Origin of the sequence: Neisseria sicca VK64 (assembly GCF_000260655.1) — a bacterium.
Classification (GTDB): domain Bacteria; phylum Pseudomonadota; class Gammaproteobacteria; order Burkholderiales; family Neisseriaceae; genus Neisseria; species Neisseria sicca_B.
This window is the reverse complement of sequence record NZ_AJMT01000206.1, coordinates 1-13725: the sequence shown is the minus strand read 5'-3', so window position 1 is coordinate 13725 and position 13725 is coordinate 1. Positions and strand designations below refer to the sequence as shown.

Annotated in this window: 11 protein-coding genes and 1 pseudogene; 9 read left to right on the top strand and 3 right to left on the bottom strand. The window is 50.3% G+C overall.

Annotated features, from left to right (window positions below):
- On the bottom strand, positions 1 to 262 hold a 262-nt coding region (locus HMPREF1051_RS12325), incomplete at its 3' end, for a DUF4298 domain-containing protein (protein WP_004565696.1).
- Positions 263 to 420: 158 nt separating this feature from the next.
- On the opposite strand from HMPREF1051_RS12325, the gene purD reads away from it, so the two are divergent.
- Both purD and HMPREF1051_RS12315 read left to right on the top strand, forming a co-directional pair.
- Positions 421 to 1692 carry a phosphoribosylamine--glycine ligase gene (gene purD / locus HMPREF1051_RS12320; protein ID WP_004565701.1) on the top strand — a complete coding sequence of 424 codons (1272 nt, stop codon included), beginning with the start codon at positions 421 to 423 and terminating at the stop codon, positions 1690 to 1692.
- 55 nt (positions 1693 to 1747) lie between these two features.
- On the top strand, positions 1748 to 2317 hold the full coding sequence (locus HMPREF1051_RS12315) for an L-threonylcarbamoyladenylate synthase (RefSeq protein ID WP_036493305.1): 570 nt from the start codon (positions 1748 to 1750) through the stop codon (positions 2315 to 2317).
- Positions 2318 to 2508: 191 nt separating this feature from the next.
- Here the strand turns inward: HMPREF1051_RS12315 and HMPREF1051_RS12310 are convergent, their stop codons facing one another.
- Positions 2509 to 2955, bottom strand: a complete 447-nt coding sequence (locus HMPREF1051_RS12310; RefSeq protein ID WP_003769219.1) for a surface-adhesin E family protein — start codon at positions 2953 to 2955, stop codon at positions 2509 to 2511.
- Between the two features lie 394 nt (positions 2956 to 3349).
- On the opposite strand from HMPREF1051_RS12310, the gene recQ reads away from it, so the two are divergent.
- The 7 genes from recQ (at position 3350) to HMPREF1051_RS12275 (ending at position 13386) form a co-directional block, all read left to right on the top strand.
- Positions 3350 to 5662 carry a DNA helicase RecQ gene (recQ, locus tag HMPREF1051_RS12305; RefSeq protein ID WP_036493302.1) on the top strand — a complete coding sequence of 771 codons (2313 nt, stop codon included), beginning with the start codon at positions 3350 to 3352 and terminating at the stop codon, positions 5660 to 5662.
- A 109-nt stretch (positions 5663 to 5771) separates the two neighbouring features.
- Complete coding sequence (locus HMPREF1051_RS12300; RefSeq protein WP_004565702.1) at positions 5772 to 7739, top strand: site-specific DNA-methyltransferase; 1968 nt, start codon at positions 5772 to 5774, stop codon at positions 7737 to 7739.
- A 185-nt stretch (positions 7740 to 7924) separates the two neighbouring features.
- Positions 7925 to 10588, top strand: a complete 2664-nt coding sequence (locus HMPREF1051_RS12295; protein ID WP_004565698.1) for a DEAD/DEAH box helicase family protein — start codon at positions 7925 to 7927, stop codon at positions 10586 to 10588.
- A gap of 308 nt (positions 10589 to 10896) precedes the next feature.
- Positions 10897 to 11352, top strand: a complete 456-nt coding sequence (locus HMPREF1051_RS12290) for a DoxX family protein (protein WP_004565695.1) — start codon at positions 10897 to 10899, stop codon at positions 11350 to 11352.
- Positions 11353 to 11433: 81 nt separating this feature from the next.
- The gene (locus HMPREF1051_RS12285) at positions 11434 to 11745 is read left to right on the top strand and encodes a hypothetical protein (RefSeq protein ID WP_003755853.1); all 312 of its coding nucleotides are present in this window, start codon (positions 11434 to 11436) and stop codon (positions 11743 to 11745) included.
- A 107-nt stretch (positions 11746 to 11852) separates the two neighbouring features.
- Positions 11853 to 12695 (top strand): DUF692 domain-containing protein, encoded by an 843-nt coding sequence (locus tag HMPREF1051_RS12280; RefSeq protein ID WP_004565697.1) that lies wholly within the window; start codon positions 11853 to 11855, stop codon positions 12693 to 12695.
- Positions 12685 to 13386: a DNA-binding domain-containing protein gene (locus HMPREF1051_RS12275; RefSeq protein ID WP_004565700.1), complete on the top strand. Its 702-nt coding sequence runs from the start codon at positions 12685 to 12687 to the stop codon at positions 13384 to 13386. The genes HMPREF1051_RS12280 and HMPREF1051_RS12275 overlap by 11 nt, the downstream gene beginning before the upstream one ends.
- A gap of 225 nt (positions 13387 to 13611) precedes the next feature.
- Here the strand turns inward: HMPREF1051_RS12275 and HMPREF1051_RS14700 are convergent.
- Positions 13612 to 13725, bottom strand: a pseudogene (locus HMPREF1051_RS14700) (IS5/IS1182 family transposase); the annotation flags it as partial.

Genomic DNA, 13725 nt, shown 5'->3' with positions numbered 1-13725 from the left:
AGGCCAATTGATGGAATTCTCCCAGCGCGTTCCATAACGCATCTTCACTCATAATGCTGTATTCGCCTTTCGTACTCAAATCCAGTTCTGCCCCGTCCTCAATGGCCTGATGGCACGCCTGATACTCGTGGGTATAAAAATTGTCTATATCGCGAATCAAAGCGACAGCATGTTTCCAACGCCGGATGTCTTCTTCCAATTGCGGTAGTAGATGACACCATTCGCGGTATTTGCTTTGGATTTCATCAATACGTTTTTGCATGGTTACTTGTCCTTTTTTAATTTCGTGGATAAGTCAAATAGGTTGCAAAGTGGAATGAAGCGGTCTTTTGTTTGATTCCACCAAAATTTCTTCAAATGGGACAAAAGTCCCCTTGTATCGAGTTTTCGTTAAAAGTACATATTTGTCAAGGAGATGGCATGAAACTGCTGGTTATCGGTAATGGCGGTCGCGAACACGCGCTGGCTTGGAAATTGGCGCAGTCGCCCAAAGTGGAAACAGTATTTGTTGCGCCCGGTAATGCCGGTACGGCGATTGAACCCAAGTTGCAAAACATCGCCTTGACTGCGCATCAGGATTTGATTGAATTCTGCCGTAAAGAAAATATTGCTTTTACCGTCGTCGGTCCTGAAGCACCTTTGGCAGCGGGTATTGTGGATGATTTCCGTACTGAAGGACTGAAAATATTTGGCCCGACACAATATGCGGCGCAGCTGGAAAGTTCTAAAGATTTTGCCAAAGCATTTATGGCGAAATACAACATTCCAACCGCGCAATATCAAACCTTTGAAAATGCCGATGCTGCATATAATTACGTCAATCAGAAAGGTGCGCCCATCGTCATCAAAGCCGATGGTTTGGCGGCAGGTAAAGGCGTGATTGTGGCAATGACTTTGGATGAAGCGCATGCTGCGATTGACGATATGCTGCTGGGCAACAAAATGGGTAATGCTGGCGCGCGTGTTGTAATTGAAGATTTCCTGCAAGGCGAAGAAGCGAGCTTTATCGTCATGGTTGATGGCAATCATGTATTGCCTATGGCGACTAGCCAAGACCACAAGCGTCTTTTAGACGGCGACAAAGGCCCGAATACGGGCGGTATGGGCGCGTACAGTCCCGCGCCTGTGGTAACGCCTGCCGTGTATGAGCGCGCGATGAACGAGATTATTTTGCCGACCGTAGCGGGTATGAAAGCGGAAGGGCATGAGTTTACCGGCTTCCTGTACGCAGGTTTGATGATTGATCAAAGCGGCGCACCCTATACGATTGAGTTTAACTGCCGTTTTGGCGATCCCGAAACTCAACCGATTATGAGTCGTCTGAACAGCGACTTGTCGGATTTGGTTGAAGCGGCAATAGACGGCAAACTCGATAGCGTAACTGCGGAATGGAACCCGCAAACTGCCGTAGGCGTGGTGCTGGCGGCGAAAAATTACCCCGAAACGCCTAAAAAAGGCGATGTTATTTCAGGTCTGGATGACGCCAACCAAATCGGCAAAGTTTTCCATGCAGGCACAACGGCAAACGAGAAAGGCGACGTATTGACCAACGGCGGCCGCGTATTGTGCGTCGTAGGATTGGGCGACGATGTGGCTCAAGCCAAAGCCAAGGCGTATAGCGCATTGGAAAAAATCAGCTTCGACGGCATGCAATACCGTAAAGACATTGCCGATAAAGCCATCAACCGTTAATCAAAGAAACAGGTCGTCTGAAAACGTAATTGTGTTTCAGACGACCTTCCCTATCATGCTATTCCCCAGAATCCTTTCAGCTTCGACGCTTCGCAAGCTGCAATCCCATCTTAAAAAAGGCGGCTTGGTCGCCTATCCTACCGAGTCCTGCTACGGCATAGGCTGTATCCCGATCTTGCCTAAAGCACTCAACCGACTGATTCATCTGAAAAAAAGACCGCAACATAAAGGTATGATTGTCATTGGCAACCAATTGGAGCAATTACAGCCCCTGCTCCAGAGGTCGTCTGAAAATATTCAAACCATGCTCAGGAACGAATGGCCTGCGCCCAAAACCTTTCTGCTTCCTGCGGCTGCTGACGTTTTACCCACATTGCGCGGAAAAGGACGCAGCAAACTGGCGGTCAGGGTTCCTGCCCATGCAGGTGCCCGCCGCTTGTGTCAGGCTTTGAAAACGCCTTTGGTCTCAACTTCGTGCAACCGCGCAGGCAAACGCGCGTGTAAGACGGAGCGGGAAGTGAGAAGGCAGTTTGGAAGAGATGTATGGGTAGTCGGCGGTTTAATCGGCAAACAAAAGTCGCCTAGTCAGATTATTGATGGGGAAACAGGCGTCCGTTTGCGTTAGAAATCGGATGGATGGGATGATTAGGAATTGTGGTTTGAACCGATAAACCGCTTATTTGAGAAAATGTGGATAATCCTGAATATAACTTTCCCAAAAAAACCAAAAAGGTCGTCTGAATCCCCATATTCATGGTTTTCAGACGACCTTTTGATTTGATTATCTTGTGGATAAGTATGTAGATAAGTTGAGTATTAGAGCTTGCTGCCGCATACGGCTTCGAATTGTTTTTCGGTAATCGTACCGTTCATCACGCTCATCGGGCGGATATTCGTCGCAGTGTAGTTGTGTTTGGAAATTTCTTTGCCGTGTTCGTCGAGGAGCTGTAAAGCGGTCAGGCGGTAGGTTTTGTTGGTGCAATGGATTTCCCAGTCGCCAATGGCAGTTTTGTAGGCAGGCGTGTTGACGAAACGTTCTTCTTTCATCTTTGATACGGTTTTTCTATCGCGGAAAGTAACCAAAGTACCGTTTTTCTTGATGCTGTTTTTATCAATCGCCACTTTGATATTGCCGTCGGAAATCGTGCCGATGTTGTCCCAGTTGCCGCTGACGCCGCCACTTGTAGTCGTAGTCGTTTGACAGGCGCTCAGGAGCAGGGCTGCAGATAAAGTCGAAATAAGGGAAAAGTGTTTGATGTTCATAAGTTTCGGGTGCTTAGGATAAATTATTAGACTGCCGTATTATGCGCGAAGACGGCGGGGCAGTAAATCGGCTTTGCAAAGTCTTAAAACCGCCAAAAAATGAAAAGGTCGTCTGAAAACAGGTTTTCTAGTCGATTGACTTGAAACCAGTATGCCGCCGCTTTGTCTGAGATTAAAGAGAACGGTTTCCGTTTTAAAGAAAAGAGTGCGCCGGTTTCCTACTATCTGCATTGTCGGCGGTTTCGCCATCTTGTCTCAATCACAAATCAATCCACGATACCCAACCAAGCAATATCCGTTTTCAGACGACCTCATGTGGATAACTCAAATATCCGCCATGCAGGCAGTGTCTAAAACCGCTAAAATAACGCTTTTCCCACCCTACGGAACCATCATGCCCCAGCCTTCCGCCCAACAGATTTTGCACGAAGTATTCGGCTATCCCGAATTTCGCGGCAAGCAGGAGGCTGTCGTCAATACATTGGCAGGCGGCGGAAGCCTGATGGTATTGATGCCGACGGGCGGGGGCAAGTCGTTGTGTTACCAAATTCCCGCGCTGATGCGCGAAGGTGTCGCCATCGTCGTTTCGCCGCTGATTGCCCTGATGAACGACCAAGTGGCGAGCCTGCACGCTGCAGGTATAGAAGCGGCAGCGGTCAACAGCAGTACAACGGTGGAAGAAGCCCGCGAGGTGGCGGACAAACTCGCCCAAGGTCGTCTGAAACTGCTCTACGTCGCACCGGAGCGGCTCGTTACCGACCGTTTCCTGCGTTTTCTCGATCAGCAAACCATCAGCCTTTTCGCCATAGACGAAGCGCATTGCGTCAGCCAATGGGGGCACGATTTCCGCCCCGAATACCAGCAATTAGGGCTGCTTGCCGAACGCTATCCGCAAGTGCCGCGCATTGCCCTGACTGCGACCGCCGATGCGGCGACCCGCGCCGACATCAAACATTTCCTCCATCTCGAAGACGCGCCCGAATTCATCTCCAGCTTTGACCGCCCGAATATCTATTATCAGGTTATCGAAAAAAACAACGGTAAAAAGCAGCTTCTCGACTTCATCCGCAAAGAAATGGAAGGGCAAAGCGGCATCGTCTATTGCCTCAGCCGCAAAAAAGTCGAAGACATCGCCCAATTCCTCTGCGAAAACGGATTGGACGCGATTCCCTACCATGCCGGCTTGAGCATGGAAGTACGCGAAGCAAACCAACGCCGTTTTACCCGCGAAGACAACATTATCGTCGTCGCCACCGTTGCCTTCGGTATGGGCATAGACAAACCGGACGTGCGCTTCGTCGCCCATCTCGATATGCCCCAAAGCGTCGAACATTTCTACCAAGAATCCGGCCGCGCCGGGCGGGACGGGCTGCCTGCCGTGAGTTGGCTGTGTTACGGGCTGAACGACTGGGTATTGCTGCGCGAACGCATCGCCGAAGGCAACAGTGACGAAGTGCAGAAACAAATCGAAATGCAGAAGCTCGATGCCATGCTTTCCGTCTGCGAAACCGCCGCCTGCCGCCGCGTCCTCCTGCTCAAACATTTCGGCGAAGAATCCGCCCCTTGCGGCCATTGCGACAACTGCCTGCATCCGCCCGTACGCTTCGACGGTACTGTCCTCGTACAAAAGCTCCTCAGTTGCGTATATCGCGCCGGACAACGCTTTGCTGCCGGCTATATCATCAACCTGCTGCGCGGTAAAAGCGACGACTGGATACGGCGCAACGGCCACGACAAACTCTCCACTTTCGGCATCGGCAGCGGGCAAACCGACAAAGAATGGCGCAGCGTCATCCGTCAATGTATCAGCCTCGGCTACCTCACCGTCAACGTTGCCCAATATCAGGCGTTGCAACTAACCGAGGCTGCAAAAAAAGCCCTCAAAGGTGAAACCGAAGTCATGTTGCGCCCGTTGCGCCGCGAAAAAGCCGCCACTCAAAAGCCCAAAGACAACTGGCTGCGTACCGAACGCGAAGAACGCCTATGGCAGGCATTGCGGCATTGGCGGCAGCAGCGCGCCCATGCCGAAGAAGTCCCTGCTTACGTCGTCTGCGGCGACAAAACCCTGCGCGACATCGTCGAAAAAATGCCGCAAACGCTGGAAGATTTGCACCAAATCTATGGTTTGGGTGAGGCCAAAATCAACAAATTCGGCATCGACATTCTCAATGTCTGTGAGAACGCAGCCGAAAACCAAAGCGGGCAAACGAGCAACGAAGAACCCCTATTCACCCCCCAAACCGAGCGCGAACAGCAATTACAGCAAAAGCTGGAAACTTGGCGTGCCGAGCAGGCAGCCGCCAAACAATGCGCCTTGGGCAAAGTCCTTTCCAACATCAGCCTGACCGACCTCGTCGTCTTCACGCCCGCCGAAGAAGCCGATTTGCTCGGCATCTACGGCATCGGCATCGAAAGAATTGCCCAATACGGGCAGGCAATACTCGACATCTGCCGCCCCTATGCAGACGGGCTTTCCGAGCCGAAACAGGCAGAACGCCAGCTCGCCCGCCGCTTGTTCCAATGGTGTCTCGATACCGCCCGCTATGAAGGCGGAGAGATGCATGCCGTCGCCAAAAAACAGACTTTACGCGCCATCGCCAAAGCCCGGCCGCAAACTCTGACGGAGCTTTCCAAAATAGAGGGCGTGAGCGGGGAATGGTTGGAAAAATACGGTGAAGAAATCATAGAAATCTGCACGGCGGATTAACAATCAAAAAGGTCGTCTGAAAACTCCGTAAAAGGTTTTCAGACGACCTATTAATACCGCTTCAGTATCTTAGCCAATCCCAGTAAAATAACTTATCTTCCGACCCCTATTGCAAAGGCGAAAAAATGGCAACCGAACCGAACCGAACCGAACCGAACCGAACCGAACCGAACCGAACCGAACCGAACCGAACCGAACCGAAATTATACACGATTTAGAAAATAATTTCAAACAAAACAACATATTAAAACTCAAAAAACTCTTTCCCGAAGTCTTTTGCGAAGGCCAAATCGACTTTGAGAAGCTCAAACTCGTTCTCGGCGCAGAAAACCTTGCCGGCGCAGGCGAACGTTATCAACTAGATTGGGCGGGCAAAACCGCCGCCTATCTCAACCTGCAAAGCCCCACTTCCCGCACGCTCGTTCCCTGCAAAGAAGAATCCGCAGATTTCGACGGCACGCAAAACGTGTTTATCGAAGCCGAAAACCTCGAAGCCCTGAAAATCCTGCAAAAATCCTACGCCGGCAGCGTGAAGATGATCTACATCGACCCGCCCTACAACACCGGCAGCGATTCCTTTATTTATCCCGACAAATTCTCCGAAAGCCGCGAAGAATACGCCCGACGCGTGGGCGATACCGACGACGCGGGCTACCTGAAGCGCGACGGCGTATTCCAAGGCGCGTGGCGCAAAAACGGCAAAGACAGCGGCCATTACCACAGCAACTGGCTCTCCATGATGCTGCCGCGCCTGCATCTGGCAAAAACCCTGCTGCGCGAAGACGGCGTGATTTTTATCAGCATTGACGACAACGAACAGGCGCAGTTGAAATTGTTGTGTGATGAAGTGTTTGGGGCGGAGAATTTTGTTGTTGGTTTGATTTGGAAATCACGGCAAATAATAGACAGTAGAAATAAAACTAATGCTTCCAATGATCATGAATACATTTTGATATACGCCAAGAATATTGGATTGTTTAGGCTTCTAGGTAAAGCTATTGATACTTCAAAATACAGCAATCCTGATGATGACCCTCGTGGTGTATGGATGAGTAACAGTATTTTGGGATTAGCCGATGCAACCCAGCGGCCAAACCTTCACTACGACTTAGTCGAGCCAGAAACTGGCAGAAAATTCTCATGTCCTGTCGATACAGGCTGGCGCTATTCTCATGAAACGATGGATGCGAAAATTAAAGATAATCGGATTATTTTTCCAAAATCAGATACAGGGCGACCCAGAGAGAAAAAATTTCTAGCAGAATCTAAAAATGAATTTACAGGTTTCTCATCGATTTTATCTGAAAATGTTGGATTTACTCTCAATGGAACACGAGAAGTCCGTGATATTTTTGACAACAAGTTTTTTAGTTTCCCTAAGCCAATTTCCTTAATAAAAAATCTAATTATCCAATCCTCTGCAAACTCAGACGACCTCATCCTAGACTTCTTCTCCGGCAGCGGTACCACCGCCCATGCCGTGATGCAGCTTAACGCCGAAGACGGCGGCAGCCGCCGTTTCATCTGCGTGCAACTCCCCGAAGAAACCGACGAAAAATCCGAAGCGCGCAAGGCGGGTTTCAACACGATTGCCGAAATTGCCAAAGAGCGCATCCGCCGCGCGGGCAGGCAGATTTCAGACGGCCTTCAAAGCGGTCAAAACGTGGATACGGGCTTTAAAGTTTTCAAACTTGCCGAAAGCGGTTTTAAACAATGGCGGCAGCCCGCCGGCACCGATGCCGAAAGCCTACAAGGTGAATTGTTGTTGAATATCGATTCCGTGCTGTCTGAAACATCGTCTGAAAACCTGCTCTACGAATTGATGCTGCGTATGGGCTTGAAGCTGACTTGCAAGGTTTCGTTTTCAGACGACGTATATTTCGTGGAAGACGAGGATACGGGCGGGCTGTACGCTTTCCTGTTGGAACGTGTGGATCAAGGTTTGATTGAAGCGGTGCTGGCGAAGCATCCCGTCAAGGTGGCGGCATTGGACAGGCTGTTCGAGGGCGACGACGCGCTTAAAAGCAATACCGTATTGCAGATGAAGGACGCGGGCGTGATGTTCGAGTGTGTGTAGTCAGCCGAAAGCGGGAAACCGGAAGTGCCGTCTGCCGTCATTCCCGCGCAGGCGGGAATCCAGAAGTTTGAAATTACAGCATCTCTCAAACGCTCTTGAAATAAAAAAGTCTGGATTCCCGCCTGAGTGGGAATGACGGCAAAGAGGTAGATTTTCCGCGCGACAGCGGATAGAAGGAAATAAAAATGGAACTGAAATTTGAAGAAATGCCCTATCAGCTTGATGCGGTAAATGCCGTTGCGAATCTTTTTGCAGGGCAACCGAACCATGCCCGGACATTTGATTTGACCAGTCAGGGGACGGGGCGGTTTGTAGGCAACGGCTTGGATTTGGATTGGGAAACGCTAGGTCGGAATTTGAATGCGGTGCAAAAGCAAAACGGACAGCCTGAAACGGAAATCGGCGCGCACGGGCTGAATTTTTCCCTGGAAATGGAAACGGGGACGGGCAAAACCTATGTCTATCTGCGAACGGTTTACGAATTGAACAAGCTCTACGGCTGGAAGAAGTTTGTCATTGTCGTACCGGGCGTACCGATACGCGAAGGCGTGTTGAAAAGCCTGGAAATTACGAAGGCGCATTTTGACGGGGTGTTCGGCAGGCCGGTGATGCGCTATTCGGAATATTCAAGCGGCCGGCTGTCGGACTTGCGCGCTTTTGCGGTAAACGACCACATCGAGATTTTGGTGATCAACATCCAGTCGTTTGAAAAAGACGGAAACGTTATCAATAAGGTAAACGAAAGCGGGGAAGCACCGATTAATTTTATTCAGGAAACGTGTCCTATCGTCATCATCGACGAGCCGCAAAATATGGAAACGGAAGGCCGTCTGAACGCCTTGGCATCGCTCAATCCGCTTTTTACCCTGCGCTATTCGGCAACGCATAAAAAACCGTACCACAAGGTGTACAGCCTGAATCCCGTGCAGGCATACAATTTGAAGCTGGTAAAGCAGATCGAAGTCTTGCCGATATTGGCGGAAAACGATGTGAACGGCGCATTTGCAGAGCTGCTGGAAGTAAAGCAGGCGGCCAAAGGTCGTCTGAAAGCCGATTTGAACATTCATTATCAGGATAAAAAGGAAACCAAGAAGAAAAAGGTATCCGTCAAATCGGGAGACGATTTGTTTGAAAAATCGGGCGGCAACGAAGCCTACCGCCACGGTTTTATCATTGACGGCATGGATTTCGAGAATCAGGAATTGGCGTTCTCAAGCGGTAAAACCATTACGCGCGGCGGAGACGGCGATGCGGTGCGAGATGAAATCATGAAAAACCAAATCCGCGAAACGGTAAGGGAGCATTTGGCGAAGGAGAAACGGCTGAATCCGCTGGGGATTAAGGTGTTGTCGCTATTCTTCATCGACCGCGTGGAGAACTACCGTGCGGCAGACGGAACAGCAGGCAAGTTTGCCCTTTGGTTTGAAGAAATCTATCGAGAGCTTGCAGGCAATACCGATACGACAGGCGTACACGGCGGCTATTTCTCGCAAGACAAGAAAGGTCGTCTGAAAAACACCGACGGCACAACGCAGGCGGACAACGATACCTACCGCCTCATTATGCGCGACAAGGAAACCCTGCTTTCCTTCGGCAGCCCGCTGCGCTTTATCTTTTCCCATTCCGCGCTGAAAGAAGGCTGGGACAACCCCAATGTATTCCAAATCTGCACGCTCAACGAAACCCGCTCGCCGCTGAAAAAGCGGCAGGAAATCGGGCGCGGGCTGCGTATAGCCGTTAATCAGAAAGGTCGTCGCGTGCGCGATGAAGATGAAAATGAAAAGGTGAACATACTGACCGTGGTGCCGAACGAAAGCTACGAATCGTTTGCCGCCAACCTGCAAAAGGAATACGAAGACGAATGCGGTATTAAATTTGCCGCCGAAAACATCAAGGACGGCAATAAGAAGAAAAAACAGCTATTCCGCAAAGATTTTCCGCTCGACCCCGAATTTCAGGCAATTTGGGACAAGTTGAAATACAAAACGCGCTACCGCGTGCGCTTCAATACGGAAGAATTGATCAAACAGGCTTCGGCGGCAGTGGCAGGCCTGCCCGAAATCCAAAAGCCGAAAATCCGCATCCGCAAGGCGCAATTGAAACAATCCCAAACCTACGGTATCGAAACAGTCGAAATTGCCAGCCGCAGCCGCGATATGGAAACCACATGGGAAATTCCCGACATACTCGGCGAAATCCAAAGAAAAACGGGGCTGACGCGGCGCACGGTGTACGAAATCATCACACAGTCGGGTCGTCTGAAAGATGTGGCAGGCAACCCGCAACGCTTCATCGACCTTGCCGCCGAAGCGGTAAACCGCAGCCTGTACGCACTGATGGCGGCAGGAATCGAGTATGAGCAAACCGGAGAAGTGTATGACCAAAAGTTGCTGGAAGACATGGAGCGCGAAGGCATTGAGTTTTACGAAAACGGTTTTACGTTCACAGTAAGCAATCCGCAAAAAACCATTTGCGAAAACTACATCCCTTTGGATTCCGGCACGGAAAAAGCCTTTGCCCAAAATTGCGAGGATTATGATGCGAAAAATGAAGGCGGCGTGGTGTTTTATTTCAAGCTGCCCGGCTGGTTCAAAATCCCAACCCCGCTAGGCAACTACAATCCCGATTGGGCGGTGGTAAAACAGGTTCAGGACAAAGTGTATTTCGTTGCGGAAACCAAAAATACCGGCAAAGGCATTCAGGCGGGGGTAGATGCGGGCAAGCTGCGCGAAAACGAACGGCTGAAAATCGAATGCGGCAAGCAGCATTTTGCGGCATTGGACGGATTGAAATATCGGGAGACGGATTCGGTAAGTGGTTTGGAGGCAGGCCTTTTGCCGGATATTTAAACATAAAACAGCTTTATTCCGTCTTTACCCGCTTCGTTATTTTCGTCTTTACGGGAACGGCGAAGCGGGTATATTTTGAGTTGAATTTTTTATGAACATGCTTACCGGCCTTCTTTTGCCGTATGATGAAGGAGCAATGCGCTAAAAGGAAAAGGTCGTCTGAAACCTTGAAACTTGTTTTCAGACGACCTTCTGAATATTAATATCATTATAAAACAATAACAAACAAAATTTTTTCAATTCGCTTGTAAGCATTTTTAGACTGCCGCGTCTAATCGGGCATGAAATGATTTTATGAAACGGTTATCATGAAAATGAATACGACAGCCTCGTGGCAATCGGCTTTAGGTTTATTGGCTTTGCGCCTGTTTGCCGCTTACGAATTTTGGGAATCGGGTATGCAGAAATGGAACGGCGAAAACTGGTTTGCCGAAATCAACGACCAATTCCCCTTTCCGTTTTATCTGCTGCCCGACAGCGTGAATTGGAACTTGGCGATGTGGGCGGAGCTGGTTTTTCCGGTTTTGCTGCTTTTAGGATTGGCGACCCGTCTGTCTGCCTTAGGATTAATCATTGTAACGGCAGTGGCGTGGGCGGCAGTCCATGCCGGTGCGGGTTATAATGTCTGCGACAACGGCTATAAAATGGCTTTGATTTATATCGTGGTTTTAATCCCGATTCTGCTGCAAGGCGCGGGCTGTTTATCGATGGATGCGCTGTTGAAAAAACGGTTTTGCCCGAAATGCCGCGTCGGAAATCAATAAAAAAGGTCGTGGAGCGGACTTTAAACGCGCCAACTCAAATTCTTAATCTGTTTAACTTGATACTTTAAAAAGGAAATCAATATGAAAAAAAATGTAGCCGCTGCCCTTGCTGGTGCTTTGTCTTTGTCTTTGGCTGCCGGCGTTGTTGCCGCTGACAAACCGGTAAGCAGCAAAGCAGGCGTTCAAAAATCTGCCCAAGGCTCTTGCGGTGCGGCTAAAGCTGCCGAAGGTTCATGCGGTGCCGCTGCTCCTAAAGCAGGCGAAGGCAAATGTGGCGAGGGTAAATGCGGTTCAACCGTGAAAAAAGCCCCCGCTAAAAACGCTAAAGCAGCAAAAGCCAAAGCTAAAGCAGTTGAAGGCAAATGCGGCGAAGGCAAATGCGGTTCTAAATAATTTAGAACAAAAAGCCGCATTTTATTGATAAATGCGGCTTTTTATCTGATTTTGACAGCAATTTCGTACCAAAACCGTCGGAACACCATCCAAAACGGAGCAACATCATGATTCAACACGCAGGCTTAGGCTACCGCCGCGACTTGGCGGAAGACTTCCTCTCGCTTTCAGACGACAGTCCGATACGCTTTATCGAAGCCGCACCCGAAAACTGGCTGAAAATGGGCGGCAGGGCGCGCAAACAGTTTGACCGCGTGGCGGAACGGCTGCCATTGGCGTTGCACGGATTATCCATGTCGCTGGGCGGACAAGCCCCGCTGGATACCGCCTTGATAGACGGAATCAAAGAAATGATGCGCCGTTACGATTGTACGTTTTTCTCCGACCATTTGAGCTACTGCCACGACGGCGGTCATCTCTACGACCTGTTGCCGCTGCCCTTCACCGAAGAAATGGTGCGGCATACCGCGCGGCGTATCCGCGAAGTGCAAGACCGATTGGGCTGCCGCATCGCCGTAGAAAACACCTCCTACTACCTGCATTCCCCGCTTGCCGAGATGAACGAAGTCGAGTTCCTCAACGCCGTTGCCCGCGAAGCCGACTGCGGCATTCATCTCGATGTGAACAATATCTACGTCAACGCCGTCAATCACGGACTGTTGTCGCCAGAGGCCTTTTTAGAAAACGTCGACGCAGGGCGCGTGTGTTACATCCACATCGCCGGACACGACGTCGAAACGCCCGAATTATTGATTGATACCCACGGCGCGGCGGTTTTACCGACCGTTTGGGACTTGCTCGAACTCGCCTACACCAAGCTGCCGACCATCCCGCCCACCCTGTTGGAACGCGATTTCAATTTCCCGCCTTTTGCCGAACTCGAAGCCGAAGTCGCCAAAATCGCCGAATATCAAACGCGTGCCGGAAAGGAATACCGCCGTGCAGCCTGAAACCTCCGCCCAATACCAACACCGCTTTGCCCAAGCCATACGCGAAGGCGAAGCCGCCGACGGCTTGCCGCAAGAGCGTCTGAACGTCTATATCCGCCTGATACGCAACAATATCCACAGCTTCATCGACCGCTGTTATACCGAAACGCCGCAATATCTCGACAGCGGAGAATGGGGTCGTCTGAAAGAAGGCTTCATCCGAGACGCGCGCGCCCAAACCCCCTATTTCCAAGAAATCGCCGGCGAATTCCTCCAATACTGCCAGAGCCTGCCGCTTTCAGACGACCTCTTGGCACTGATGGATTTCGAACACACCCAACTGCTCGCCGAAGTCGCCCAAACCGACAGCCAAGCCTCGCCCGCCGATTCAGACGATTTGGCGTACACTCTTTCTCCCACCGCCTTTGTGCGCCGCTACCACTACGACGTTACCGACGAATTGCAGACGGTCGAAACCGCCGTTTTGGTATGGCGCGATAAGGAAGACGACGTGATGTACCAAACCCTCGACGATTTCGACGCATTATTGCTGGAAACGTTGGCAGACACGCCCACCTCCCTGAACGGCCTGCAAACCATGTTGGCAGAGTTCATGTCGTCTGAAAACGGCTGGCAGGATGCCTTAACGCAAAAATGGTCGGACTGGCTGGAACAAGGCATTTTGGTTGTCGCATCAGCCGAGGTCGTCTGAAATGATCGAATTGACGTAGTGGGCAGGAAATTCCTATAAAGGCACTATCGTACCCCCTTCCCGAAGGAAAGGGCAAAGATGGGAAAGAAATCGAAATATCGGCGGTCTTTACTGTTTTCAGACGACCTTTTTTATATTGGGGGTAAAGACCGATGAAAAGGCTTGGCAGGTCGTCTGAAAACGCGTAACCGGTTACTGAGAAACAAAAAAGCTACGTCAATCATTTATGTATAGTGGATTAACTTTAAACCAGTACTGCGTTGCCTCGCCTTGCCGTACTATCTGTACTGTCTGCGGCTTCGTCGCCTTGTCCTGATTTAAATTTAATCCACTGTATTT

Excerpts from the sequence above, each read along its gene's own strand:
- purD (WP_004565701.1), top strand. The coding sequence starts at position 421 with ATGAAACTGCTGGTTATCGGTAATGGCGGTCGCGAACACGCGCTGGCT.
- HMPREF1051_RS12310 (WP_003769219.1), bottom strand. The coding sequence starts at position 2,955 with ATGAACATCAAACACTTTTCCCTTATTTCGACTTTATCTGCAGCCCTG.
- HMPREF1051_RS12315 (WP_036493305.1), top strand. The coding sequence starts at position 1,748 with ATGCTATTCCCCAGAATCCTTTCAGCTTCGACGCTTCGCAAGCTGCAA.
- recQ (WP_036493302.1), top strand. The coding sequence starts at position 3,350 with ATGCCCCAGCCTTCCGCCCAACAGATTTTGCACGAAGTATTCGGCTAT.
- HMPREF1051_RS12295 (WP_004565698.1), top strand. The coding sequence starts at position 7,925 with ATGGAACTGAAATTTGAAGAAATGCCCTATCAGCTTGATGCGGTAAAT.
- HMPREF1051_RS12280 (WP_004565697.1), top strand. The coding sequence starts at position 11,853 with ATGATTCAACACGCAGGCTTAGGCTACCGCCGCGACTTGGCGGAAGAC.
- HMPREF1051_RS12290 (WP_004565695.1), top strand. The coding sequence starts at position 10,897 with ATGAAAATGAATACGACAGCCTCGTGGCAATCGGCTTTAGGTTTATTG.
- HMPREF1051_RS12285 (WP_003755853.1), top strand. The coding sequence starts at position 11,434 with ATGAAAAAAAATGTAGCCGCTGCCCTTGCTGGTGCTTTGTCTTTGTCT.